Below are 26481 nucleotides of genomic sequence, written 5' to 3' on the forward strand. Positions count from 1 at the left end.
ATTAGTGGGTACAATCTCATGAAACAGAATAATCCTATGCTGGAAAAACTGCAGGAAATCCTGCCTGCCATTCGCGCTAATGCAAGCAAAGCAGAAGAGCTGCGTCAGGTTCCTCAGGAGAACATCGACATGCTGCACGGCATCGGTCTGAACCGTGCATTCCTGCCGAAGGCATACGGCGGTCTGGAAATCTCCCTGCCGGAATTTACCGATTGTATCGCAGCGCTGGCTGGTGCCTGCTGCTCAACAGCCTGGGCTTACAGCCTGCTGTGTACCCACAACCATCAGATGGCGATGTTCAATAAAGAAGCTCAGGAAGAGTTCTGGGGCGAAAACCCGGATGCAGTGGCTTCTTCTTCTATCGCGCCATTTGGTAAGTATGAAGAAACTGAAGGCGGCATCATCTTCACTGGTGATATGAAGTGGAGCTCCGGTGTTGACCACGCAGACTGGATCATTGTGGGCCTGAACCGCATCGTTAACGACGAGAAAGTTTACAGCTTCGCCGTTATTCCACGCAGCCAGTTCTCCATTATCGACGACTGGTACTCTGTTGGCATGCAGGGTTCCGGTACTAAGACTGCCCGCATTGAAGGCGTGTTTGTTCCTGAGCACCGCATTCAGGCAGCAGGCGATATGATGGAAGGCCGTCATGCCGGTCGTGAGCTGTATCCGGACAGCAAGATTTTCCATACTCCGTACCGCCCGTACTTCGCTTCTGGTTTTGCCTCCATGAGTCTGGGTGTTGCTGAGCGCATGATCGAAGTCTACAAAGACCTGACCAAAAACCGTGTCCGTGCGTACACAGGTGCCAAGGTTGATGGTTCTGTACCTCCGATGCTGCGTATCGCTGAGTCTTATCAGCAGGTGTGTGCTGCCCGTGCATTTATGGAAAAAACCTGGAACGAGCACAAAGAGTACGGTGAGCGTCATGAATATCCTGATCGCTACACACTGGCACACTGGCGTACCAATCAGGCTTACGCTGTGAAAATGTGTGTTGAAGCAGTGAATCGTCTGTGGGCTGTTATGGGTGCTTCTAACTGGTATGAAGACCGTGAAGCTCAGCGTCTGTGGCGCGAATCCAACATGACTGCCGCTCACGCTTACACTGACTATGACGTATGTGCACAGATCATCGGCCGTGAGCTGCTGGGTCTGGAGCCTGATCCGTCCCTGCTGTAAGCATCACCTCCGGCTGAGGGGGACACCCTTCAGCCGGGCAAAACCGGTCTGCTGTTCCTCCGGCAGACCGGGTTCTGAAACCTCTGACGGGGTGATCATCATGAAAACACTTCTGGCCAAACTTCAGCTGCTGAAACAGCCTTCCTCTTTCGGGCCTTCTTATTCAGATCGGACGAGAGATCTGCAGTCGTCGGTTTCTGCGCCCTCAGGAACCGGTCACTTGGAAGCTCAGGTCAGTATGCCTCTGACCAGTTCAGCTGCGGTTTTTCTGGTGCCTTATAACTGATCACTTCTGATATCGGTTCCGGTTAAAACAGACCGGGGATCACCTGACCATCATTGGTCGGCTTTCTTATTCCTAAAAAGAACTGGCAGGTGCTCAGCTCCCATCAGCCTGTCAGTTCGCCCTAATGCAAAGGCCTGTGACCCTTCACAGAATAAAAGCAAGAACAGGACAACAACCATGAGTACTGAATTCGACCCACGGGATTTTCGTCGCGCACTGGGCAACTTCGCCACCGGTGTTACCGTTATCACTGCCTGCACTCCTGATGGTGTTCAGACCGGCGTAACCGCTAACAGCTTTAACTCGGTTTCCCTTGAGCCACCTCTGGTGCTGTGGAGCATCATGAAGAACTCCGGCAGTGTTGAAGTGTTCGACAACGCCAGCCACTTCGCGGTGAATATTCTGGCGGCGGATCAGATTCCTGTTTCTAACCACTTTGCCCGTCCATCCGATGATAAATTCGCGGGTATCGATTACGAGAAAGGTGCCGGTAATGCGCCTTTGCTGCAGGATTGCTCGGCACGTTTTCAGTGTGAGAACTACCAGAAAGTTGACGGTGGCGACCACTGGATTCTGATCGGTAAAGTGGTGGCTTATGATGACTTTGGCCGTGCGCCTCTGCTGTATCATGGCGGTGCTTACTCCGCAGTGATTCCTCACGCCGGTGTTAAACCGAAAGAGACCGAAGCCTCTGATGCCGGTCAGGCGAAAAACGATAAGCGTCTGGCGGATAACCTCTACTACCAGATGCTGCAGGCGGTAAAACGCTATCAGGCAAGTTACCAGCCGATGCAGCTGGCGACCGGTCTGCGCACCATTGAAGCCCGTATGCTGCTGACCCTGAACGACTTCGACACCCTGACCACTCAGGATCTGGAAGAGCGTATCGGCATGCCGGATCACGATCTGCAGGCAGCGGTTGAAACCCTGTGCCGTAAAGAGTGGCTGGCCCGTAAAGATGACCAGCTGAGCCTGACGACCGCAGGTGTCGAACAGGCAGAAACCCTGTGGAATATTGCCAACGAACGTCAGAAAGAGGTCTTCGGACAATTCTCTGAAGAAGAGCTGGCAACCTTCCGTAAGGTATTGGAAGCGGTTTAACCCTTCCTTGTTTTACCCTGAGCTTTTCCGGCCCTTGCCATCGGTTTGCCGGAAAGCCCGGGGAGTTGCATCGATGATCTTCATTGTGTCTGGGGAACGGTCTCTTTGGAGCTGTTCTCACCTTGTTTTGCCCGGTGCCGAATACCGGGCTTTTTTGTGTCTGATATTTCTCCTATCCTGTTTCGCTTATCCCACCCCATAAAACACAAAATAAGAAACACCATGACTGCTAACGATGCTGCAAACCCAAATGACTCTTCCGAACCCTCTTTTGACGGCTTGGCTGAACGCACTTCTGACAGCTTCCCTGAACACACGTCTGAATCCGATGAAAAGGTCAACTGGCAACCGACCCAAGGGCAGCTGCAACTGCTCTGCGCTTTAGGTGAGTCGGGCTTTTTTGAGCCCTTTCTCAACTGGCTGCATCAGGAGCTGGGGGCGGATCAGTGCATGATCTTTTTCTGTGCCGATGGCAAGAAGGTCAGCACTCTGTTGTTTAAAGACTTTATTAAAGATGCCTCCGGTAAGAATCTGGCGGAATCCTATGTGACCGAACGCCGTTATCTGGAAGACCCGAATTTTCCGCTGTTTAAAAGCAGTCAGCCGGGGGAGGTGAGCCTGATCCGGTATGCGGATCTGATTCGGGAGATGGGGCCGAATTATCGTAAACGCTACTTTGATGAGCCGGGCTTTCAGGACAAGCTCTCGGTGATTTATGGCAGCGAAGCGGGCAACTTTTATATCAATCTTTATCGTCGGGCATCCGACTTTGATCAGGTGATACCGGCAGATCAGCAGCAGGCGATCGGTCAGCTGCTGGGTTTGCTCGTCAGTAAACACTATCAGATGAATCAGTCTCAGCTCAGTCAGGGGCCATTGGCGTTTCTTTCAGATCGTGAACGACAGGTGTGTGAGGCGGTGCTACAGGGCAAGAAAAGCGAAGCGGTGGCTCACGAACTGAATATCGCCCCCAGCAGTGTCATCACCTACCGCAAACGCGCTTATGAAAAGCTGGGTATCAGCAGTCGTGCTCAGCTGTTTGCCCTTTGTTCATCCTAGGGCTGGACATCTGCCTGCGATTCGTAAATGCTACGCGCCCGATAAAGCAGATCGCTACGCCATACCCTCACTGTTTTATCGGGAGTGCCCTGACGAAATGCAGGAATAGCATCTAAAGTTAGTGGTAACTCACCATAAAAAGATAACAGGTCAGACTGTTTACACGTAAAGACTAAGGCCAAGACTATGACTACTGCATTCGACCCGAAAGCCTTTCGCCGCGCTTTGGGCAACTTCGCCACCGGCGTCACCGTAATTACTGCCACCGCAAAAGACGGGCAGCAGGCAGGTGTCACGGCAAACAGTTTCAACTCCGTTTCTCTTGATCCGCCGCTGGTACTCTGGAGCATCATGAAGAACTCCGGCAGTGTTGAAGTTTTCGACAACGCCAGCCACTTTGCGGTGAATATTCTGGCGGCCGACCAGATCGATATGTCCAACCACTTTGCCCGCCCGTCCGATGACAAGTTCTCAAGCGTTGATTATGAGAAGGGGCTGGGTGACGCGCCTTTGCTGCCAAACTGCGCGGCACGTTTCCAGTGCGCTAACTATGAAAAAGTGGATGGTGGTGATCACTGGATTCTGATCGGTAAGGTAGAAGCCTTTGATGATTACGGCCGTGCGCCGCTGCTGTACCACGGAGGCACTTACTCCGCTGTTGTGCCACACATGGGCGCGATTCAGAAAACCGCAGAGATCGACGAAGCCGCCGCAGAAAAAGCCGATGCTGATCGTGAGAAGCTGCTGGATAAGAACCTCTACTACCAGATGCTGAGCGCGGTAAAACGCTACCAGCGTGGTTACTGGCCAATGCAGCAGGCCAGTGGTCTGCGCGTGGCCGAAGCCCGCCTGCTGATGATTCTGAAAGATCTGGGCACTGTAAGCTTCAGCGATATGGGTGACTTCCTGCTGATGCCGGAACAGGACCTGACCCCGGCGGTTGAGAAACTGACCCGCAAAGCCTGGATCAGTGTTCAGGACGATAGCCTGACCCTGACAGAAGAAGGTGCCAATCAGGCAGAAGCTTACTGGCAGCTGTCAGAAGACTATCAGGAAAAAGTGTTCGGTGATCTTACCGAAGAAGAACTGGCGGTATTCCGTAAGGTTCTGAAAAAGATCTGAGCGGTCTACAGACGCTGAACACAAAAAACCGGATCAACTGATCCGGTTTTTTGTATCTGGCTTTTCAAAGAGGCTCTTGCGAATCAAAAACTCTCGAAAATAAAAAAGGCTCTGGTGAAAGATTCGAATCAGGCGGTTGCCGTTTCGCAGGAGACAGCTTGCTTCATCTTTTCACTTCGTCTCAGCAAGGCTTCTCCGATAAGAAGTGTCAGTCCCACGCCAGACACAAGTTGGGTCATATTTTTCCAGTCAATGGCTTCTCCGGGAACCCAGAAGAAAAGCAAAATTGCCAGTGAGAGGATGCCAATACAGAGCAGGGAGAGTGCCAGACCGACGGTTTTTCCTCCGGGGACAACGAACGGGCGGGGCGTTTTAAGGTCGGACGACTTCAGCTTGATAAAGGCCAGATGCATAGCGATATAGGGCAGAAGGAAGATGGTGGCGCTGAAAGCAAACAGAGACCAGAACAACTCCTCCGCGTTTGAGGCCATAACCCCGTAGGCAAGCAGGATTGAAGAGCTGATCACGCTGGTCATTACCGCAGCACCTACCGGAGCTTTATGATCAGGGTGCACTTTCGCCAGAATCGCTGGCATCTCTTTGGCTTCTGCCGCTTCAGAAACCGCCTTGTTGCCACCAATCGTCCAGGTCACCATGGTTGAGAACAGGGTAAACAGAGTCAGTCCACCGATGATCTGGGCGATCAGATTGCCAAACCCTGTGTCACTGAACAGCATCGTCAGCGTTGTTGCCAGAATATCGACCATATCAACTTCTTCTGCGGGGACAGCCGCTAAAACGCCCAAAGTACCAAAAATATAAAGGGCAGCTGAAAGCAGGCCCGCGGCCAGCATCGCTCTTGGAATATTACGTTGAGGGTTGTCGATTTCATCGCTCTCTGCGCTGATCAGTTCGATACCGAGGCAGCCATAGACGATGACAGGCAGGTAGGCGAGACCCGCGTCTAATTCAGAAAATGCACTGGTCAGGCTGATATCGTTGGCAAAACCGTGTTCTAGCCCGTAAAGAATCCCTGTTGTGCCCAGCGTCAGAATGATGATGAACTTTAATGGCGTCCCCAGATTAGGAATCCACTTGCTGTATTTCAGATCCAGACAGTTCATCCATGCGGTTAGCAGGCACATACAGATGCCCAGAATAATCTGAGAACTGAGAGACATCTCCGGCATAAAGAGCGCAGAGAAAATGCCAGCGAACATGATGTAAACCGCAGGCATCCACAGCGCGATATTGATCCAGTACAGCCAGGTAATTCTTCCGCCCCATCGGGCACCAAAAGCATCCCTGACCCAAGCATAGATACCGCCTTTTTTCGGGTAGGTGGTGCCCATTTCGGCAGTAATCAGCGTATTGGGAATCAGAAAAGCTACGATGGTTACCAACCACCAGAATATAGCGCCCTGTCCCACTGCTGCTGACATGGCGATCTGATCCACCAGCAGAACTGCAGATACCGTATAGAGAGTGATATCGACAGCATTCAGCTTTTTATCGTTTTTTTTGACCATGAGTTCTTTATGACCTCGCGTAATTATTTTTGTAGGACTAGCGCTAGGGTCATTAACGTTAATGGCTGTTGATTTATTAATGAAATGAATTGCTTTGATTTATATATGCAGCGCATGCATTTTTAGGCGTCGGTTTACTGGGAAGAGAGAGTTGATAGTTAAGAACCGGATCAAGTGATCCGGTTTTGTTACAGCGATGGCAGGCCGCTAACAGTACAGGGGCAAAAGCGGTTTAAGCACAGCGTCCTGCAAGCTGTCTTCGTTCGGGTAGTAGCGCTGGATGATCTTCATGTAGCGGCCATTTCTGATGATGGTGCAAAGTCCGAACTCAAAATGTCGCTGAAGCATCTCGGCTTCTTTATGAAAGACCAGACTGATGGGCACGACATGGATCGGATCTGAGATGGTGGCGAATTCCTGTGACGGCATATTGAGCTGATGAATCAGAGTCCAACCGGCCTTCTCGCCGGCAATGGCGAAATCCACCCGCCCGGCTTCAAGTTTGCGGAAGTTAAGCTCAAGTGTGCTGATCCAGTCCGGTTCTATGCCCAAAGAGTGCACCACAGGAGTTGTAGAGCTGCCGCGAACATTACCGACGCGATAGGTTTTCAGACCTTCAAATGAGGGCAGGCTGGCTTTATCCGGGAAATGGGACTTGAGGTAAAACAGTTTAAAGTTGATATAGAGAAGATCGACACTTCTCACCTCATCCTGCTTGCCATCTTTGATAAACCAGTTGATGGAGCCGAGGTTTGCCGGAAAGCGTTTCTCAACCACAGATTCTACCGAACGTATCATCGGTTGATAGCTGTAGTTAACGCTGATGCCTGCAGCCTGAAAGGCCTCTGTAGTGATGTCCTGTGCTGCGCCGTAGCCAAGGCCGGGTTGTGGTTTACTCTGGAAAAGTGATGGGTATTCGATGGTAGAAATATCAATGGGATTCAGGCTGAACTGAGCGCTCGTTATCTGACTGAGCATCAGCAGTCCCATGCCCAGAGAAGAGATCTTAATTGTTTTTATCATTGTTTTTATTTGGTTTTCTATCAGTAGTCAGTACGTGGGCATTGCAGTCTACCGAATGGCTGGCCGATGCCAATAGGAGTTGAGACAAAAGAGTGTTTTTTGAAACGATAATTGTTCTTAAGCAAAAAAACCGCCTGTCAGGCGGTTTTTTAGTGGTGTAATTCGTTAAGGCCTAACAATCTGATTTAGCTAGTGAAAACATCTTCAATGGAGCTCAGCAAGGGCTAAGTATTGTCAACGCGCTTTACGTTAAATTTACACAAATGATAGTAATTCGTATTTGCAAGAGGTAGTGTTTCTCAATATCATATCTCTATTGAGTGACTTCTTTCACACTTCGACTGCACAACACGGATCTGTCTATGTCTCTTTCCCGCTATCTGCTTAAGGCCATCGGTGCTCCGGTTTTTATGGCGAGCACGGTTTTTCTCGGGCTGATATTTGCTCTGCCCAAAGCCCATGCTGCTGATACCCCAAATTCTGCTCTGGAAAAAAGCCTTGCGAGCGTTCAGCAGTCCCACCGTTCCGGTGCTGAGACACAGCTGAAAGTGGATGATCTCTCCGCAGAGAGTCGCGCGCTGTATCAGGAATACCAGCAGGTGCTGCGTCAGGCTGAAACCACCGAAGCCTATAACCGTCAGCTGAGTCGGCTGATCAATAGCCAGCAACTCGAACTGAGCAGTATCGATGGCCAGATTCAGTCTCTTGAGGAAACCGACCGCTCTCTGTTGCCGATGCTGGTACGCATGGTAGCTACGTTGGATCGCTTTGTGGCGCAGGATCAGCCTTTCCTGTTGGATGAGCGCAGGCAGCGGGTTGCCCGACTGGAAACCCTGTTGGATCGGGCTGATGTCAGTCTGGCAGAAAAGTATCGTCAGATTCTGGAAGCCTATCAGGTGGAGGCGGATTACGGCCGCAGTCTGGAAGCCTATGAAGGCAATGTGATGACCGCTGAAGGCGAGCGTCAGGTCACCTTCCTGCGACTGGGGCGTGTTGCGCTTTATTACCAGTCCGCCAATGGTCTGGTCGGTGGGCTTTGGTTGCCGCAGCAACAAAGCTGGCAGCAGTTGGATTCTGAGGATAACCGCGTACTGAAAAATGCCATCGCCATGGCCCGTCAGCAGATCGTACCTGAGCTGCTGAATCTGCCTTTACCGCTTCCAACTGTAAATTCCTCTGAAGGTGATGCCTGATTATGCGTTTTATCCGATCTCTTTCCGTCGCCTGCCTGTTACCGGTTCTTTCCATGTCAGCGGTGTCCATTGCCTCTGACAGTGCTGCCGTTGCTCAGGAGTTAAATCCGGCATTACAGGCACTAACCGCTCAGCAGCAACTGCTTAAGGATGTACAGGGTTTTGTCGCTGAAGATAAAGCGGAGCAACAGGCGCGTCTGCAGCTGTTTTTACAGGATAAAGCCCAGCAGGAAGCACTGCTGAAAGCCGCTAAAACCCGTCTGCAGCGTGCTGCTGAGGAACAGGAGCGTCTTAAGGCTCAGTTTGACCGTAACGAAGAACAGCTGATTGAACAGGAAACGCTGCTTAAACAGCGTACCGGTCAGCTGGGGGAAGTGTTTGGCGTGGTGAAAGAGCAGTCTGCAGAGTTGAGCCAGCAGCTGCAGGCCTCTCTTGTCGGAGCCGAGTTTATAGGTCGTGCCCAATCTCTCAGTTTTGCCAGCGACAAAGCCGTGCCCACTATGGCACAGCTGCAGACTCTGTGGTTTCAGCTGCAGCATGAGATGACCCATTCCGGCACCATCAGCCACTTTAATACTGAAGTTGCTGATACCGATGGCCGTATCGAGGCTCAGCCTGTGGTCAGGGTTGGCACCTTTAATGCCATCAGCAGCAAAGGCGAGTTTCTGAACTGGCAGCCGGAGCGACAGCAGCTGAGTGTACTGGCGGGGCAGCCGGAATCATCACACCAGCAACAGGCTGCTGAGTTTTTTAGTGCAGTTTCATCTGATGACAAAGGTGGTGAGGCTAGCAGCGAGTACCTGCTGGTGGATATCAGTTCGGGTCAGCTGCTGGCGCTGATCGGCCAAAAGCCAGGGCTGTTGGATCAGATCCGTCAGGGCGGCTCTGTGGGCTACATCATTCTGGCGCTGGGTGTAATGGGTTTGCTGACCGCTATCTATAAGCTGGTTCGACTGAATCTGGTGCGTCATAAAATCACCCGCCAGCTGAAGGCGGAGCAGCCATCTGAGGATAATCCGCTGGGGCGTGTGCTGCTGGCCTGTCAGCAAAAGCTGCAACAGATCAAAGACAAACCTGTCACCAGTGAAACCCTGTCCGACAGCCTGAACAGCACGCTCGATGAAGCCCTGTTGAAAGAGTTGCCGGCACTGGAGTCCGGTCAGTCGATGCTGAAGCTACTGGCGGCAGCGGCTCCTTTGCTCGGTCTTTTGGGAACGGTAACCGGCATGATCGGCACGTTTCAGAGTATTACCCTCTTTGGCACCAGTGACCCCAAACTGATGGCGGGTGGTATCTCACAGGCACTGATTACTACCGTTTTTGGTCTTGTGGTGGCGATTCCTATGCTGTTCAGTCATGGCCTTCTGAGCAGCCAGAGCCGCGCTTTGCTGATGATTCTGCAGGAGAAAAGTCTGGCTCAGCTGAATCAGCTGAATCAGCTGATGATCTGGCAGCCCGCAGTTGAGCCTGTCAAAAAGCCGCAGGATAAACCGGTTTCAGAACTGGTAACAGGTTGATCGATCATGGCCGAGGTTTGGTTTTATCTGCGGCAGTTCTTTGATCTGGAAGCCTACCAGCTGACCTTAGATCAGTTTCTGCAGGCCGGAGGTTGGGTGATGCAGATTATTGTGCTGCTTTGCCTGCTGCTGTTCAGCCTTTTAGCAGAGCGTTACTGGTTTTGTTTTCGTGGCTATCGGGAGTTTTATCAGCACCGAAAAGCTGAATTGTCGGGGCGCTATTCCAAAGCAGATCATTCTGCCCCCTGCTTGCTGATGATCCGGAAAGACCCGCTTTTACGCAGTTTCCTGTGTGATCTCCGGCTGGCACTGAATGAGCGTCTGGGCATGATCCGTAGCCTGATCGCCCTGTGTCCCTTGTTGGGTTTGCTGGGCACGGTATCCGGCATGATTCAGGTGTTTGATGTGCTGGCGGTCAGCGGAACCGGTAACCCTCGGTTAATGGCAGCAGGTATCGCCAGTGCCACCCTGCCGACATTGGCGGGTATGGCGGTGTCAGTAACCGGGCTTTTGCTTTACAGCTATCTGAAAAGCTGGAGTGACCGCAAGCAGCAACAGCTGAACAGTCATCTGCTGCAGGATCTGCAGGGTTAAATCGTTCTTTTTATAAGCTCTTATTCAGACACTCTTATTCAGACACAGGTACGCGTTATGAGCCGTTTTCTCAGCCAGCAGCAGGAAGAAGCCGCTATCGATATGACACCCATGCTGGATGTGGTGTTTATCATGCTGATCTTTTTTATCGTCTCCACCTCCTTTGTGCGCGAGGCGGGTATCGATGTGAATCGCCCGTCGGCGAAAACCAGCGAAGGTCAGACCCAGAGCGCGGTGATGGTTGCCCTGTCGCCGGAAGGTGAAGTCTGGCTGGACCGTAAAGCGACCGATCTGCGCATGGTGCGCCCGACACTGGAACGCCTGCGCAGTGAACAGCCCGGCCTGAGCGTTGTGGTACAGGCAGACAGCAAAAGCACCACCGGCGATCTGGTGAAGCTGATCGATCAGCTGCGCCTTGCTGGCGTGACCTATACGGTGGCAACCCGCGATGGCGAGTGAGGTTTCTTTTGATCGGGCCGCATCAGGCTGGCGCGCCCGCCTGATGCCCTGGATGGCGGTTCCCGTTGGTCTTCTGCTGACGCTGGTGTTTTTTGTTCTGTTGGCAGAAATGGTTCAGATGGATCAGATGCGTGAGCTGCCGGAAGATAACAGCGCCGACATTAGTTTTTTTATGCTCAGGGATGAAAGCGAAACCGAAGTGCGTAAACGGGCGCGCCCGGAACCACCGGAGCCAGCCCCTGAAAAGCCTGCGATGCCAAGTATCAGTCAGCCATTGCAGAACATGAGCATGCCGCTCACACCTACAACAACGCCAACACCGGATATCGATCTGCCGGATATCGCAGCGGAAAGCTCTTTTCAGCTGGATGTGGATCTTTCTCAGTTTCAGCCGGGGGAATCGGCGGTTCAGATCGCTGAAAATCCCATGCCGCTCAGTCGGGTGAATCCCCGCTATCCCCGTAAGGCGCTGCGTCGCGGTCTTGAAGGTGAGGTGGTGCTGGAGTTTACCGTGGATGCCAACGGTGATGTGGTGGAAGACTCCATCAAAGTGATCAGCGCCACACCGGAAGGGGTATTTGACCGCACCAGTATGCGTGCCTTGTCCCGCTGGCGCTTTCAGCCGAGAAAGCAGGGCGGGCAGGCGATACCTTTCAGAGCACGACAGACACTGGTCTTTAAACTGGCTCAATAGCATCAGCGAACGGAAACAAGGATATGGGGGCAAGCAAGATGAACTTTCTTAACCGACAGGCAAGTGGATGCCATTGGCTGCGCCAGTACCGATCCGGTCTGGTTTTTCTGCTGATGCTCACCAGTAGTCTGACCTTCAGCGGTGCTCAGGCAGCGAATCTGACGCCAGCAGAGTTTAAGCAGCTGCAGGAGATTCAGGCGCTGCAGACCGAGGCGCGCTGGCTGGAAGTGAAAACTCTGGTGCAGGCTCAGCTGTCACCGGAAGATTCGAGCAAGCAGGTATCCAGGCTGATGCAGGCGATGCTCTGGCGTGCTTTAGCACAGGCTGAACTGCAGGAGGCGGACTACGCTAAAGCGCTGACCGCCATCCGTAACGCCTGGCAGCTGAAACAGCTGCCGGAAGCGGATCAACTGAATCTGCAGGGCTTGTTGGCGCAGCTGATGATTCAGCAGGATGAACTGTATCAGGGCATCCTGTTGTTTGAAGACTGGCTGGCTAAGACCCCGGAAGATCAGCAACAAGCGCGACACTATCTGACACTGGCGCAGGCTTACAGCCAGCAGGAAAGCTGGTCAAAAGCTCTGCCCAATGCTGAAGAAGCGGTAAAGAGGCATGAGTCCGCACCGGTTTCCTGGCTGGCACTTTTGGTAGGACTGCATACCCGACTGGAGCAGTGGCCGCAGGCAGTAAATGTGCAAAAGCGCATTCTGATTCAGCAACCCCGCCAGATGCGTCACTGGCGTCAGCTGGCGATGCTGCAGTATCGTCTGCCGACGGATGAGCGCAAAGATGCTGTTAATCCCGAGGCTGTCGCCAGCCTGCGAATAGCATGGCAGCAGCAGTTGTTTGATCGCACCAACGACTATCAGTTACTCAGCCAATGGCTGAATGCCAACGGCCAACCGCTGAAAGCCGCTCAGGTACTGGCAGATGCCCAGCAGCAGCCGGTATTTACAGCGCTATCTGAAGAGCAGCAATTGGTGGTTGCCGAACAGCTTGCAGGTCTTTGGTTGCGGGCAAAATCCTGGGGTAAAGCGGAGCAGAGTTTGCAGCAGGTGGCATCGCATACTGCGGTTAAAGACAACCCAGAACGCAGTGCGGAGCTTTACAAACAGATCGCCCGCCTGCAGATGCAACAGAAGAAATGGCAGGTCGCAGGTGAAACCCTGAATACCCTGCTGGCCGAATATCCGGCAGATCCCGCTGAGGTGTTATTACTGCAGGGTATCGTCCTGCTGCAGCAGGAACAGGTGGCAGCCGCCGAGGGTAAATTCCAGCTGGCGGAGCAAAGCGTTGACCCGGATTCCGACAAGTATGTCGGCAAGAACGCCCGCCAGTGGCTGAGGTATATCGAACAGATACGGAGTTAAGGGGGGAGAAGCGTCGCGCCCTACCTGCTGGCTTTTTTGATACGCCCGAGCACAATCGCTCGGGCTTTTTCATGGCTTACGCCAAGGCCATTCGTTAGTTGCATCTTTGCGGATTTAATTTCATTTTGAATGCCCTGTTGCTTTGGTTTACTGTCTTTGTACCGCTTCGATACACATTGCATAAATTTTTTCTGCCATGAGGTCAGCTCGGCTTTCAATAGCCATTTTATTCCACTCTACTTCACTTAAAGCTATATCTTGAAGTGGGAAGTTTAAGCCTTTCAAAATGGATATTTTTTCTTTTACCGTCTTGTCTTCTAAGTCGTTAGAGTTCGTTTTGTTGTCAAGAAGTATTAAATTTCCAATGTTGTATATGCTTTCTTCATTTATATCTGTTGTGGGCTTCGATTGAGGGTGTAAATGTTCAATGGTTAAGCTATTGCTGTCTATAGTAAGTCCTGCATTGTTTTTAGGGGTTAGCAGGTCTAGGGTGTATTTTACAATTTTTTTGTCCTTAGTCTTTTTGTTTCCATATTGCATTTCCTTGAACTTAACTTTGAACTCATTTAACTCAGGCATTTTGCTTTTTAAAAATGTGTCCAGGTTTTTTAGTGTTGATTGGATTTTTGGCTGGGTATCCGCATTTGTTAGATCGATTGCAATTTTCGAGTAGTTTGATGCAACAGAGCCGGAAGATCTTTGCGATGTTATTGCATTAAAACAGTAATGGAATTTTTCAATCTTGTTTAGTGATTTTTTTAATACTCTTAATGAGATAGACTTTTTTTCGTATTTCTGGAGTAGGGCTAGTGTTAGGGCTGTTTGCTGTTTTACTTTAAATGTATTTAAAGATAAAAGAGAGTTTTTAACTGGTAGTTCTTCTTTTGACCACTTGCGTTGCTCTGGCGCTAGTAGATCCCGATATGTTGAGCTGTATGACGAAAGGTCAAGTAATAGCTTGTGAGCCTCTGACGGTTCATCATTAATCATTTTTTTTATTTCAGGGAAAAGTTTTTTATCTGTTGTATAGCTATGTTTTGATACCCAGTAGTGGAGCAGGAATGAGTCTAAAGTTGAGGAGTCTGCTTCATCATCAAAATGTTTAACCATGCTGTTCCATGACTCTTTTGCTTGGTCTATGGATTTACTTGTGCTTTTTTTGTTTTTTAATAATAAATTTTTTACAAGGTCGGATGTAGTAAGGTCTCTTCCTCGTGCATTTAATGTTTCAAAAATCAAGTATGCGTCATCTTCATTTTCAAGTTGAATGAAAACAAGTTTTAATGATAATACCTTGTCTCTAATAGCTTTTAGTTTTTGTACGGCAGAGTTTTCATGGTCTGTAAATAGGCTGGCTTGTCCCGAGTTATCCTTGATCGCAGGGATGTATTTATCTAATAGCCTTGATATAGTGCTGAACGCAGATTCAAGCTTTTTCTCTTCTACACCTACATCACATGAGAGGTTTATGCCATTGAAACTTTGAATGTGGTCTTGAAGGTATGGGTAGGCTGTTTCCGAATTGAGAATAAACTCATCTTCATTGTCAATGTTCGCCTTTTCTACATATTTGTGGACTCCCTTGGCTAGGTTGGTCTCACCTATAGAAATAAAGGCATTACGGATTGCCGATAGTATTAATGTGATCGTTGTTAGTCGCTGCTGACCATCGACAATGCCAAAGTATGGCTTTTTATTTTGGTAAACAACCATTGAGCCAATGAAGTAATTCTCAGAGTTCTCGATTATTGTGTCTTTCCAGAAACTTTCAACTTCATCGTTGCCCCAAGAGTAGGGGCGTTGAAACCGTGGGATTTTGAAATACCCTAGTGAGAATATGTCCTGTACTTCCTTGTCATTTGCTTCAATTTTCAACTTTTATAATTCCATAGGGTTAAATATTAGATATTCATTTTTTTATATATTATATGAACTCTCTAATCCACGTAACCCACCCGAAGGTTGAACCCCTTCAAACTGCCGGAAACACCACGACTTCATCTCCTTCCTGCCAGGGCTCAAACTTGGTCATGGCCTGCAGAAATACCGGATGTTCTAACCAGTTCTGCAGCCATTGCTGCAACTTCGGATACGGTAGTGCGTAAAAAGTTTGCCGGTCGACGTGGGCGAACTGGCGGACAAAGGGCATGATGCCGATATCGGCGATGCTGATGGTGTTCCCCAGCAGATAAGGTCGGTCAGTCAGCAATCCCTCAAGAACCTTTAAGAACACTTCACCGTGCTGGCGGTATTCCTGCTGGCTCATCTCTGGATGGCGGTCGGCGTATTTATAGCGATCCAGCCAGTGTTTAAAGTCGCCATCGTTCTGATCCAGAAGCCCTGCTGCTAACTGCAGATCTACATCTAACAGCCCTTCGGGGTCGTTCTGCGCCAGTGCCCATTCCAGAATCTCCCGGCTCTCTTCAATCACGCGGTCATCCGGCAATTCCAGTACAGGAACCGTTCCCTTTGGGCTGATTTCCAGCATAGGTGCGGGTTTGTTTTTCAGGACGATCTCCCGCAGTTCAACCTTTAATCCGGCAAACAAAAGCCCGAGTCGGGCGCGCATAGCGTAAGGACATCGACGAAAGGAGTAGAGGCGGGGCAGGGAGCTCATATCAGGTGGTTTCCGGAGTGTTTATAAAAGAGGGTTTTCGCTTAAAGCCCTTTAAAATCAATGGCTTTAGCGATGCTGGCTGTTGTATCAGTTTAAACAATGCCGGATAGGTTCGCCAATCGGGCTACGTAGTTCTACGGAGTCGGTTGCGTAGTTTCAACAGGGTGGCTACGTACTCACCCGAATAGTGGGGGATATTTGTTTTTGTAACTATCTCAGCCGTTCCAGAAACCCGCAGGTCTGAACCAGCCACAAGGCTGATGCCGGATGATCTGCCGGGCATTCCGACAAACGCTGAGGATGATAAAAACAATGTTTAGCGCTCTGAAAAAGATTTCCTTCGGTAAGAAGGCACTGGCAGCGGCAACCTGCCTGAGCTTCCTTGCGGCTCCTGCGATGGCTGCTGAGAAAGTTTACAAACTGAAAATGGCTGAAGGCTGGCCGACTAACTTCCCGATCTTCGGTGATGCGCCACGCAACATGGCGAAGATGGCGGAAGAGATGTCCAATGGTCGTCTGAAGATCACCATCGATTCTTCCAACAAGCACAAAGCGCCGCTGGCGATTTTCGATATGGTGAAAGGTGGTCAGTACGATATGGGCCACACCGCTTCCTACTACTGGAAGGGTAAAGATCCTAACACCCTGTTCTTCACCACGATGCCTTTCGGTATGACGGCTCCAGAACAATACGGCTGGTTTTACCACGGTGGTGGTATGGAGCTGATGCAGAAGGTGTACAAGCGTCACCGTATGCTGTCTTTCCCTGGCGGTAACACCGGCATCCAGATGGGTGGCTGGTTCCGTAAAGAGATCAACTCTGTTGAAGACCTGCAGGGTCTGAAGATGCGTATTCCGGGTTTCGCGGGTGAGGTTCTGGCAGAGCTGGGTGCTAAGCCGACTAACATCGCAACCGGTGAGCTGTACACCTCTCTTGAGCGTAACACCATCGATGCACTGGAGTGGGTAGGCCCGTCTCTGGATCTGCGTATGGGCTTCCACAAGATCGCTCCTTACTACTACACCGGTTGGCATGAGCCAGCGACTGAGCTGCAGTTCCTGATCAACGAGCGTAGCTGGAAGAAGCTGCCTAAAGATCTGCAGGAGATCCTGCGTGTAGCGATGCGTACTGCAGCGTATGACATGTACATCCAGTCGACTCACGCGTCCGGCGAAAACTGGGCAACCATGACTCAGGAATACCCGAATATTCAGGTTAAGCGTTTCCCTGCTGACGTTATCGAAGCGATGCGTGCTGCGAACGACAAACTGCTGGCTGAGAAAGCAGCGGCTAACCCTGTAGCGAAAGAGATCATCGAATCTCAGGCTCAGTACCTGAAGCAGGTTCGTGCCTGGACCAACATTGCGGATAAGCAATACCTGGATTCCATCGCGGGTGAATAAGACCTGTTGATACAGTGACCCCAACCGGAACGTGCCTTTTGGTTGGGGTTGCTCTTTTCTGATCTGACGCTTTTTCCCTTTCTACTATCACCTTGCCCCGATAGGAATAGCTATGTCCCCGACATCTGCGCCTCTGCTTGTGCGACTGGAGAATGGCCTTAACTGGGTCTCCGATCGTCTGGGCACTTTTTCTGCCCTGTTATTTCTGCTGCTGCTGGTAAACGTTTTTTATGACGTGCTGGCGCGCTATCTCTGGAACGATGTGTCTATCGCCCTTCAGGAGCTGGAATGGCACCTGTTTGCGGCCATGTTTCTGTTTGGGGTGCCTTACACCCTGAAAGCTGGCGGCCATGTTCGTGTGGATCTGATCTATGAGCGTCTGTCGCCGAATGCCCGCGCCTGGATCGATCTGATGGGTACGCTGGTGTTCCTGTTTCCTTTCTGCCTGTTGGTGGGTTGGTTCGGTATCGACTTTGTGAAAGAAGCTTATGAGCTGGGTGAGAGTAGTGGTGATCCGGGTGGTTTGTCCCATCGTTGGATTATTAAAGCGGCTATTCCGGTGTCCTTCGGCTTTATGGCGGTCAGTGGTCTGGGGCTGCTGTTAAATTCTGTGAATACCCTTCTGGGTCACCACAAACCGATTTATCACAAAACAGAGCTGTAGGAGACCGTCATGACAGGTATTTTGATGTTCGCGGCGGCTCTGGTGCTGCTGCTGTTAGGTTTTCCCGTCGCCTTCACCTTTGGTGGTGTGGCGCTGATCTTCGGTGTATTTGCCGAAGGTATGGATATGTTCGCCTTTATGCCGTTCCGTGTGATGAGCATCATGCAGAACACGGTGATGATGGCGATTCCGCTATTTATCTTTATGGGGCTGGTGCTGCAGAAAACCCGTCTGGCGGAACAGCTGCTGGAATCCATGGGTACCCTGTTTGGTCAGGTGCGTGGCGGTATCGCCATCTCCACTATTCTGGTGGGGGCGCTGCTGGCGGCTTCCACTGGTGTTGTGGGTGCATCCGTTGTGGCAATGGGTCTTATCTCACTGCCGGTGATGATGAAGTACCAGTACGACAAGCGTCTGGCCTGCGGCACCATCTGTGCGTCCGGTACGCTGGGGCAGATTATTCCACCGTCTATCATTCTGATTATTCTGGGTGACGTGATGGGTATCCCGGTGGGTGATCTGTTTCAGGCAGCCGTTGGCCCGGGTGTACTGCTGATTGTGGCTTATATCGTTTATATCCTGATCTACACCTGGCTGAAGCCTGAGGCTGCTCCTGCCATGCCGGTGGAAGAGGGCGTTGACCGTAAGGCGCTTTACTTCAAAGCAATTCGTGCCATTGTGCCGCCGCTGGCGCTGATTCTGGTGGTGCTGGGTTCAATCTTTGCTGGTATCGCCACGCCGACCGAATCTGCTGCCCTGGGTGGAGCCGGCGCGGTGTTGCTGGCAATTTTCTACAAGCAGTTCAGCTGGAAGATGGTATTCGACAGCAGTATTGAAACGGTTAAAGTCACCGCGATGGTATTTGCCATTCTGCTGGGTGCGACGGCGTTCGCGATGGCCTTCTCTTACACCGGTGGTGAAGAGGTGGTTGAAGAGCTGCTGCTGGGCTTGCCGGGCGAGAAGTGGGGCTTCCTAGTGCTGTCTATGATCGTAATTATGATTCTGGGCTTCTTTATCGATTTCGTGGAGATCTCCTTTATCATCGTGCCGATTCTGGTGCCGATTGCTGAGATTCTGGGTATCAACATGACCTGGTTTGCGATCCTGATTGCGATGAACCTGCAGACTTCATTCCTGACACCGCCCTTTGGATTCAGTCTCTTCTATCTGAAAGGGGTTGCGCCGAAAGGGGTTACCACCATGGATATCTACAAGGGTGTGATGCCGTTTATCGCCCTGCAGGTGCTGGTATTGCTGGCGCTGCTGTTCTTCCCCGAGTTCATGGGTTTTGAATAAATAGTTGGTTTTGGATAAGAGCGGGTTTTGAATAAAGAGCGTTGTTTTGAAGAACCCGGCTTAGATTAGACGAAAACCTGATCTGAATATGAGCCGCAACTGCAAGCGGCTTACATCAGTAACTTCTTTTTGCATGGTTGGGTTGGCAACAACCCGATTCCCTTGGCATCGTCCGGCATCAGCCTGCCGGCACAGTGATTTCCGGATCGATGCACTGCTCCCGATATTTCAGGTGGTCATACATAGAGGGCCATTTTGAAATCGGGAGCAGACTTTTCCATATCTAATCGTCTCTCTTGCTTTAAATCCACTTCAAATTTCCACGATCCCTCCGTAAAACTACGTAGGGGTATCCCCCTTTTTCTACGTAAAGAGTGTCCGTAAGCACTCTTCTGTCTTGCCTGATGGCGGCATTATCCTGACAATAGCCTTCCATCTAAAAACAATACCGGCAGGATGCCCGCTAAAAAACAGGTAGGGTTGTTCTGCTGATATGAGTCTGAAAACCAAAATTCTTCTGCTGGCGCTGGTGCCTCTGATGCTGGTGACCACCAGTATCACGCTGATCAGTGCGCAACAGGTGAAAAGGCTGAGCGAAACCGAGATCGCCATCTTTGAGCACAATCTGCTCGAATCCAAACGTACTGAACTGCAGCATTACGTCAGTCTGGCGATGAGCAGTATCTCCCCAATTCTGAATCGTACCGATCTGAGTGAAGAAGAAGCTCAGGAGCAGGTCAAAGCCGTGCTGGCGGCGATCACCTTCGGCAGTGACGGTTACTTCTTTGTTTATGACAAGCATGGCGTCAATCTGGTGCACCCGATTCAGCCGGAACTGGTGGGGCTGAATCTGATCGATATGCAGGATGCTCAGGGTGATTTTGTCATTCAGCGCCTGCTTGAGCTGTCCCATACCGGTGGTGGCTATCATCACTATATGTGGAATAAGCCCTCTAACGGTCAGGAGTCCGAGAAGATTGGCTATGTGATCGAGCTGCCCCGCTGGAACTGGATGCTGGGTACCGGGCTTTATATTGATGATATTGCGGAAGAAGTGGCGAAAATCCGCCATGAAGTGAAGCTGAATATCCGCAATACTTTCTTTACCGTGCTGGCGATTACCACCATCACCATCGGGTTGATCGTGGTATTTGTGATTCTGTTTAATGTCCACGAACACCGGTTGGCGGATTCCCGCCTGAAGGAGCTGGTGCATAAAACCGTTCAGTTTCAGGAATCAGAGCGTCGCCGTTTCTCCCGTGAGCTGCACGATGGCATCAATCAGTTGCTGGTTTCTGCCAAGTTCCGGCTGGAGCTGGGGGCGGACAGTGTTGGAGATAAGAATCCCAAGGCTCAGTCCCATCTGGCTAAAGCCTCTGCGGTTATGAACGAGGCGATTCAGGAGATCCGGCGTATTTCCCATGATCTTCGCCCCAGTGCACTGGATGATCTGGGTTTGATTCCGGCTATGACTATGGTGCTGGATGAGTTCCGTTTACGAACCGGTATGACGGTTGAACAGAATACGCCGCCTTGTCGTATGCGTCTGCCGGAAGAGATAGAAACCACCCTGTACCGAATCGTGCAGGAAGCGCTGACCAATGTTGAGCGTCATTCAGAGGCGAAACACCTGAAAGTCACCACGGGCTGGCACAAAGATACCTTCCATCTGACCCTGGTGGACGACGGTGTTGGCTTTAATGTCCATGACGTGATGAGTGGCAGCGGAATTGGCCTGCGCAATATGCGGGAGCGGGTCGAATTTCTCTCCGGCGACTTTATTATTGAATCAGCCCCGAGACAGGGAACCCTTGTCCGGGCGCAGTTCCCCATGCACAGCTGGCAACCCCTGCTGCTGCAGGAAAAAAATATGAGCAGTGATGATCCGCTGCCTGATAACTTAACCGGACAGCTACCGGGCTAAAGCATTCAACAGCCCGATACTGACCCGTGAACACAGAGAATTGCGATGACTGAGCAAGCAAGTCCATCAGACCGTTCCGTTTCAGCTCCGATTAAACTCCTCTTGGTGGATGACCACCCTCTGGTGCGCGATGGAATTAGGGCGCGTTTTGAGGCCGATGAACTGATCGAAGTGATCGGCGAAGCTCAGAACGGTCAGCAGGCACTGGATTTTGTCAGCCAGAAGATGCCGGATGTGGTGCTGATGGATGTCAGTATGCCGGTGATGAATGGTCTTGAGGCGACCCAGCATTTGCGACACTTGTATCCGACCATGCCGGTACTGATTTTGAGTATGCACGACAGTCGTGAATATATTCAGCAGCTGGTGCAAACCGGTGCATCCGGTTATGTGCTGAAGGATGTCAGCTCTGACGAATTAGTGCGCGCGATTCAAACGGTTTATCAGGGTGGCAGTTATTTCAGTGCTGGTGTGTCTCAGATGCTGTTTCAGGGACAGGTTCAGGCCAGTGAACAGAAGCAGGCACTGACCCCCCGTGAAGAGACGGTACTACGTCATCTGGCAGAAGGCAGCAGCAATAAAGAGATCGCCCGGGCGCTTGATATCAGTGTCAGAACAGTGGAGACCCATCGCCAGAATATTAAGCAGAAGCTGGATATTCACACGGCGGCAGGCCTTGCCCGATACGCAATTGAGCAGGGACTAGTGAGCTGATTTAAGCCAATCCGGTGAAAACAAACCTGTAATCAGGTCAAAGTCCAGATGCAAAAAGGCCCCGATTTAAGCGGGGCCTTTTGTTTTCAGCTCGATAAGCTGTTCGTGATCAGTGAGTTTTAAAACGGCTGATCAGTTGGTTCAGGTCGCGGACTTCGGCCTGAATCTCTTCTGTGGCACGTACAACCTGTTGAGAGTCGGTACGGGTTTGTTCGGCAACATTGGAGATGCTGACGATACGCTGGTCAATATCATCGGCTACCTGACTTTGCTCTTCTGCAGCGGTGGCGATCAGGGTGTTCATGGAGCTGATGGTGTCGACGGCACCGGCGATATGTACCAGTGCTTCAGAAGCCTGTTCCGCCTGCTCAACACTGCTTTTCGCCAGAGTGGAGCTCTGCTGCATGGAAGTAACCGCGTTGCGGGACTCGCTCTGCAGGCGTTCAATAATCACGCGGATCTCTTCGGTGGATTCCTGAGTACGCTGTGCCAGAGTACGAACCTCATCCGCAACCACGGCAAAACCACGACCCTGTTCACCGGCTCGGGCTGCCTCAATCGCCGCGTTCAGAGCCAGCAGGTTAGTTTGTTCGGCGATACCTGTGATCACTTCCAGAACCTTACCGATCTCTTCTGATTCTGCTTCCAGACGATCCAGTACACCGGAGGTGCTGTCCAGCTGGTTCGCCATATCGTGAATCTGATCTACCGCCGCCTGAACAACAGCCATACCGCTGCGGGCTTCGTTATCTGCAGTTTGCGCTGCTTCAGCAGCCTGAGCCGCGTTCTGGGCAACTTCATGCACAGTGGCGCTCATCTCGTTCATGGCAGTTGCTACCTGATCGATGTCGTTGTACTGGCGTACTACACCAGCTTCGGCATCTGCGGTTGCTTTGGTCACGCTTTCACTGTGTTCTGCGGTGCGTTTAACGGCAGAGCGAGCATTGCTCACCAGTTCTGAAACCTGATCGATCATGGTGTTGTAAGCGGCAAACATTTTGCCCACTTCGTTGTTGGTGTGATCGACGTTGAAGCGGTGGGTAAAGTCACCACTACCCACGTGGGTCAGACGTTTTTGCAGACGGGTGATGTTATCCATCAGCAGACGCAGACCGAAGATACGGCCCATAACCACCATAAAGACAATCAGAATCACACAGACAAAGGCGGTCATCAGCTGGGTTCGTGTCAGATCGCTGGATGCCTTGGTCATCATGATCACGGCTTTATTCATTTCACCAAGAATGACGGGTGACTCTTTATGAATTTTGCCACGAAGAGCATCTGTCGGATTATCAGCATATTGCAGCAGCGTCTTGCTGTAGTCCTTCCAGAGGCTTTCTACTTTTTGCATCTGACCCAGAATCTCCTTGTCGGTGATCGGGTTCATGCCCTGAGCTTTATTACCGTTGATAATATCTTTGTGTGAACTTTCAAACAGCTGCATGGTTTTCTGCAGGGTAGACTTGTTTTCCACCTGAGCGGCTACCAGCAAGGCTTCTTTTGCCATCTTCTGGCTCAACATACGCTGGCGGCCAGCAATGTTAATGGTCTGTGGGTCGATCGCCATACTCAGGTAGAGAGAAACACCGGAAGCGATAGCAAGCAGGAAAATCAGTGCGTAGGAAAGCAGAAACTGAGCATTCAGGCTTTTGGCTCCGACCGCACTAAGAATCGTATCGATCAGCCTGGCAAGTGTATTAAACATAAGGTGGTCATCCTTAAATGATTTTTATCCCGGGGCTCGTGGGGGATGAGCCGTAATTGAGGGTTTTTATTATCACGGTGGATTTTCAGGGTTTTGCGCTGGCAATGGAGAACTTGCCGCAAGCTGTAGTTTAGTTAATTGATGACGTTGCGCAATCAACTTTACGATTAAATTCAACCCTCTTTGACGTTGAGCAGGGTTCTGAGAGTAGTTAATCGCTTACTGGCTGAAGGGCATTCCAGAAGGCTTTGCTTATCAAGGTCACTGATCGGCATCAGGTGGGCAAGGTTCAGGCTGACACTAACGGCATCCTGCAGATCAAAATGACAATCCAGCCCTTCTGCCAGAGGATGATGGCTGATTCCGGAGAGGAGTTGTGCCAGAGGCTGATGCTCAGGAGTGATGGGGAGAGGGTTTTCCTCTTCGATCCAGTCAACATCAGCAACGACAAGGCCATCAGCTTCCTGACGGGCCTGCCTGATCTGAAAACGGTTCAGACCATCGATATTAAGAGAGAGAGTGTTATCCGGTTGAGGATACCAGTCAGAGATCAGTCCGTAGGTGCCGATCATGCCCTTGAGTGAAGCCAGTTGCTCGTTATTGGCATCACTGGTGAAGATCTCCTGCTGATAGAGAATCCCTATTCCCACCTGATCAGAAAGACACTCCTTTACCATGCGCTCATAACGGGGTTCCAGCACATTAAGGGGCATAAAGGTCTGTGGGAAAAGCACCCGAGGCAGTATCACCAGCCGTATCTGAGCGGGTAACTGAGGTATGGGGTTTGTGGTTTTCTGCAGCGCCGGGTCCATGGGCAGGGTCTCTCTGGTTGGTTATTCGCCAACGTCTTATGTCAGCCGTCGGGGAGAACCGGGTTGTACGTATCAGAAAAGAGTAACTGAGCGGGAAGAAAAGCTCAAAGCCACGATTAAACCGGCACGGAAAGCCAGAATAAAAAAGGGAACAGACGGTAGATAAACCTGACTGTTCCCGAAGGGGAGGTTGGTAAAGCTTTCCGATGCAGAGCAGGTATTAAGCTGCTGGCATCGGGGCTTAATGACGCATACTAAACTTTGAAGCGATGAATCAGCTGTTTCAGTTCGCCGGCCAGAGAACTCAGCTCAGTACTTGCCTGACGGGTCTGATCTGCAGAGTGTGAGCTGTCTTCTGACAGATCCACAATGCTGACCACGCTGGCGCTGATCTGTTCTGCCACGGCGGATTGCTGTTCAGCGGCACTGGCGATCTGGCTGATCATATCGTTCACCTGCAGCATGCCACGGGCGATCTCTTCCAGAGCGGCCTGAGTTTCGTCAGCTCGTTCCATGGTGGTTTTGGTGCTGGCAACACTGGCTTCCATCACACTAACCGCCTGTTTGGCACCGGCCTGCAGTTTTTCGATCATGGTTTCGATTTCGTGGGTGCTGTCCTGAGTACGGCTTGCCAGTGTCCGCACCTCATCGGCAACCACGGCAAAACCGCGACCCTGCTCGCCGGCTCGTGCCGCTTCAATGGCAGCGTTCAGAGCCAGCAGGTTGGTCTGCTCGGCGATACCCCCGATCACATCCAGAACCGAGGCGATATTGTTTGCCTGATCATCCAGCTGCTTAATCACATCGGTAGCACGACCCACTTCATCAGACAGTGCTGCGATGGTCTGAGTCGTCGCATCGATATCATCTTTGCCGGTATGGGTCTGTTTCTCGGCGTTGCGGGTGGTTTCTGCCGCACTGATCGCACTCTGGGCAACCTGATGAATGGTTGCTGCCATTTCGTTAATCGCCGTTGCCACCTGATCGGTCTCTGTTGTTTGGCGATGAATCGCTTCTGTGCTCTGGCTAGTTGCCTGAGTCAGCTGCTCCGCCGCAGAAGCCACTCGCTGGGTTGAACCGTCCACTTCACGAATCACCGACTGAATCTGATCCACAAACAGGTTGAATGAACGGGCCAGCTGGCTCATCTCATCATTACCGGAAGCATCCAGACGTTTGGTCAGATCACCTTCACCCTGACTGATGTTGCGCATAGCACGGTTGGTTTCGTCCATCGGCGTGATAATACTGTTGGCGATCAGGAAGAGTACCAGCACCGTAATAGCAAGACCGATAACGGCGATAGTGACCTGGGAACCTGCGGTTTCCCAGAATGCTGCTTCCACATCATCGATATAGATACCGGTACCGATCACCCAGCCCCATGGCTTAAAGCCAGCAACGTAGGAGACCTTTTCCACAGGCTGATCAAAGCCCGGCTTCGGCCACAGGTAGCCTTCGTTGCCGCGACCTTTGGCTTTTACCGTATCGACAAAACTCTGGAACAGACGCTTGCCGTTCGGGTCTTCCAGTTTGGACAGATCTTTACCGTTAAGCGCAGGTTTGATTGGGTGCATCACCACAACCGCCTGCATATCATTGATCCAGAAATAATCGTTGTCGCCATAACGCAGGGCTTCGATTGTTTTAATCGCCCGCTGTTTAGCTTGCTCTTCTGTTTGCTGCCCTGTTTTAAACGCCTCGTATTCGTGCTCCACCATGGCGACTGCACTTTCAACCAGGTGTTGGGTTTTGATCTGTTTTTCCTGAATCTGCATTTTGTAGGTCTGGTTCAGCGAGAAACTGACCAGAGCTACGATGCTCAGCACCGTAGTGATCACGACCAGGACCATACGAGGTTTAATGCCAATAGAACGTAATACTTGATTCATAAAGGATCCACTGTAGTTCTGAATGCTAATCAAAAATGACAACGCCAGACCTTTGCAACGGGGCTTAAGCCCTTCTTGTTTCTTTCTTATTGTTAGTCATGCTTTTTGTGGGGTTTTGCATTGTAAAGATTCGGTCTGAATCGGGTTTGATCTGGCTTAGGTTATTGCTGCTTTCAGTAAAATTTTTTCTTTCCGTGTTGTTTGATTTATTACGGATAACCATCCTGAGGGTAGTTAATTGTAATTTTGTCAGACTTTTTTACTACTGAGCCTTGGTCGTATGTACCTTTGCAAAAATGAGGGATTCGAGCTAAGAAA

Annotated in this window: 23 protein-coding genes; 16 read left to right on the plus strand and 7 right to left on the minus strand. The window is 51.0% G+C overall.

What is annotated here, in order from left to right; genetic code table 11:
* Positions 1–18: 18 nt before the first annotated feature.
* The 5 genes from BV405_RS14370 (at position 19) to BV405_RS14390 (ending at position 4753) form a co-directional block, all read left to right on the plus strand.
* On the plus strand, positions 19–1185 hold the full coding sequence (locus tag BV405_RS14370; protein ID WP_086481586.1) for a p-hydroxyphenylacetate 3-hydroxylase oxygenase component: 1167 nt from the start codon (positions 19–21) through the stop codon (positions 1183–1185).
* A gap of 100 nt (positions 1186–1285) precedes the next feature.
* On the plus strand, positions 1286–1471 hold the full coding sequence (locus BV405_RS14375; RefSeq protein ID WP_086481587.1) for a hypothetical protein: 186 nt from the start codon (positions 1286–1288) through the stop codon (positions 1469–1471).
* A gap of 177 nt (positions 1472–1648) precedes the next feature.
* A complete protein-coding gene (locus BV405_RS14380; RefSeq protein WP_086481588.1) occupies positions 1649–2572 on the plus strand; it encodes a p-hydroxyphenylacetate 3-hydroxylase reductase component in 924 nt (307 codons plus the stop codon).
* Between the two features lie 222 nt (positions 2573–2794).
* On the plus strand, positions 2795–3631 hold the full coding sequence (locus BV405_RS14385; RefSeq protein WP_086481589.1) for a LuxR C-terminal-related transcriptional regulator: 837 nt from the start codon (positions 2795–2797) through the stop codon (positions 3629–3631).
* Positions 3632–3817: 186 nt separating this feature from the next.
* Positions 3818–4753 carry a p-hydroxyphenylacetate 3-hydroxylase reductase component gene (locus BV405_RS14390; protein WP_086481590.1) on the plus strand — a complete coding sequence of 312 codons (936 nt, stop codon included), beginning with the start codon at positions 3818–3820 and terminating at the stop codon, positions 4751–4753.
* 128 nt (positions 4754–4881) lie between these two features.
* Here the strand turns inward: BV405_RS14390 and BV405_RS14395 are convergent, their stop codons facing one another.
* Together BV405_RS14395 and BV405_RS14400 are read right to left on the minus strand one after the other, a co-directional pair.
* Positions 4882–6282, minus strand: coding sequence for an APC family permease (locus BV405_RS14395; RefSeq protein ID WP_086481591.1), 1401 nt, complete (start codon positions 6280–6282; stop codon positions 4882–4884).
* A 207-nt stretch (positions 6283–6489) separates the two neighbouring features.
* The gene (locus BV405_RS14400; RefSeq protein ID WP_140054628.1) at positions 6490–7305 is read right to left on the minus strand and encodes a substrate-binding periplasmic protein; all 816 of its coding nucleotides are present in this window, start codon (positions 7303–7305) and stop codon (positions 6490–6492) included.
* A 362-nt stretch (positions 7306–7667) separates the two neighbouring features.
* Here BV405_RS14400 and BV405_RS14405 point away from each other — a divergent pair, with 362 nt between their 5' ends.
* From BV405_RS14405 to BV405_RS14430, 6 genes are read left to right on the plus strand one after another with little or no spacing between them, the layout of a single operon-like run.
* Positions 7668–8498: a DUF3450 domain-containing protein gene (locus BV405_RS14405; RefSeq protein WP_086481593.1), complete on the plus strand. Its 831-nt coding sequence runs from the start codon at positions 7668–7670 to the stop codon at positions 8496–8498.
* 2 nt (positions 8499–8500) lie between these two features.
* Positions 8501–10015 (plus strand): MotA/TolQ/ExbB proton channel family protein, encoded by a 1515-nt coding sequence (locus BV405_RS14410; RefSeq protein ID WP_086481594.1) that lies wholly within the window; start codon positions 8501–8503, stop codon positions 10013–10015.
* 6 nt (positions 10016–10021) lie between these two features.
* On the plus strand, positions 10022–10609 hold the full coding sequence (locus BV405_RS14415; protein ID WP_086481595.1) for a MotA/TolQ/ExbB proton channel family protein: 588 nt from the start codon (positions 10022–10024) through the stop codon (positions 10607–10609).
* A gap of 57 nt (positions 10610–10666) precedes the next feature.
* On the plus strand, positions 10667–11068 hold the full coding sequence (locus BV405_RS14420) for an ExbD/TolR family protein (RefSeq protein WP_086481596.1): 402 nt from the start codon (positions 10667–10669) through the stop codon (positions 11066–11068).
* Positions 11058–11762, plus strand: a complete 705-nt coding sequence (locus BV405_RS14425; RefSeq protein ID WP_086481597.1) for an energy transducer TonB — start codon at positions 11058–11060, stop codon at positions 11760–11762. The genes BV405_RS14420 and BV405_RS14425 overlap by 11 nt, the downstream gene beginning before the upstream one ends.
* A 38-nt stretch (positions 11763–11800) precedes the next feature.
* Entirely contained in the window at positions 11801–13132 is a 1332-nt protein-coding gene (locus tag BV405_RS14430) for a tetratricopeptide repeat protein (RefSeq protein WP_176330174.1), read from the plus strand.
* Between the two features lie 147 nt (positions 13133–13279).
* On the opposite strand, the gene BV405_RS14435 is transcribed toward BV405_RS14430, so the two are convergent.
* Positions 13280–15007, minus strand: coding sequence for a DUF262 domain-containing protein (locus BV405_RS14435; RefSeq protein WP_086481599.1), 1728 nt, complete (start codon positions 15005–15007; stop codon positions 13280–13282).
* Between the two features lie 97 nt (positions 15008–15104).
* Complete coding sequence (locus tag BV405_RS14440; protein WP_086481600.1) at positions 15105–15749, minus strand: glutathione S-transferase; 645 nt, start codon at positions 15747–15749, stop codon at positions 15105–15107.
* A gap of 312 nt (positions 15750–16061) precedes the next feature.
* Between BV405_RS14440 and BV405_RS14445 the strand changes: the two genes are divergently transcribed.
* The 5 genes from BV405_RS14445 (at position 16062) to BV405_RS14465 (ending at position 21751) form a co-directional block, all read left to right on the plus strand.
* Complete coding sequence (locus BV405_RS14445) at positions 16062–17153, plus strand: TRAP transporter substrate-binding protein (protein ID WP_176330175.1); 1092 nt, start codon at positions 16062–16064, stop codon at positions 17151–17153.
* A 112-nt stretch (positions 17154–17265) separates the two neighbouring features.
* Positions 17266–17817, plus strand: coding sequence for a TRAP transporter small permease subunit (locus BV405_RS14450; protein WP_086481602.1), 552 nt, complete (start codon positions 17266–17268; stop codon positions 17815–17817).
* Positions 17818–17826: 9 nt separating this feature from the next.
* Positions 17827–19113 carry a TRAP transporter large permease gene (locus BV405_RS14455; protein WP_086481603.1) on the plus strand — a complete coding sequence of 429 codons (1287 nt, stop codon included), beginning with the start codon at positions 17827–17829 and terminating at the stop codon, positions 19111–19113.
* A 493-nt stretch (positions 19114–19606) separates the two neighbouring features.
* Positions 19607–21037, plus strand: a complete 1431-nt coding sequence (locus tag BV405_RS14460) for a cache domain-containing protein (RefSeq protein WP_086481604.1) — start codon at positions 19607–19609, stop codon at positions 21035–21037.
* A 45-nt stretch (positions 21038–21082) separates the two neighbouring features.
* Positions 21083–21751: a response regulator transcription factor gene (locus tag BV405_RS14465; protein WP_086481605.1), complete on the plus strand. Its 669-nt coding sequence runs from the start codon at positions 21083–21085 to the stop codon at positions 21749–21751.
* A 109-nt stretch (positions 21752–21860) separates the two neighbouring features.
* Here the strand turns inward: BV405_RS14465 and BV405_RS14470 are convergent, their stop codons facing one another.
* From BV405_RS14470 to BV405_RS14480, 3 genes are all read right to left on the minus strand, one after another.
* The gene (locus tag BV405_RS14470; RefSeq protein ID WP_086481606.1) at positions 21861–23459 is read right to left on the minus strand and encodes a methyl-accepting chemotaxis protein; all 1599 of its coding nucleotides are present in this window, start codon (positions 23457–23459) and stop codon (positions 21861–21863) included.
* Between the two features lie 173 nt (positions 23460–23632).
* Positions 23633–24271: an LON peptidase substrate-binding domain-containing protein gene (locus tag BV405_RS14475; RefSeq protein ID WP_086481607.1), complete on the minus strand. Its 639-nt coding sequence runs from the start codon at positions 24269–24271 to the stop codon at positions 23633–23635.
* Positions 24272–24525: 254 nt separating this feature from the next.
* Complete coding sequence (locus tag BV405_RS14480; protein ID WP_086481608.1) at positions 24526–26163, minus strand: methyl-accepting chemotaxis protein; 1638 nt, start codon at positions 26161–26163, stop codon at positions 24526–24528.
* Positions 26164–26481 lie beyond the last annotated feature (318 nt).

The sequence above is a fragment of the Oceanospirillum sanctuarii genome, from assembly GCF_002150805.1.
Classification (GTDB): Bacteria; Pseudomonadota; Gammaproteobacteria; order Pseudomonadales; family Halomonadaceae; genus Oceanospirillum; species Oceanospirillum sanctuarii.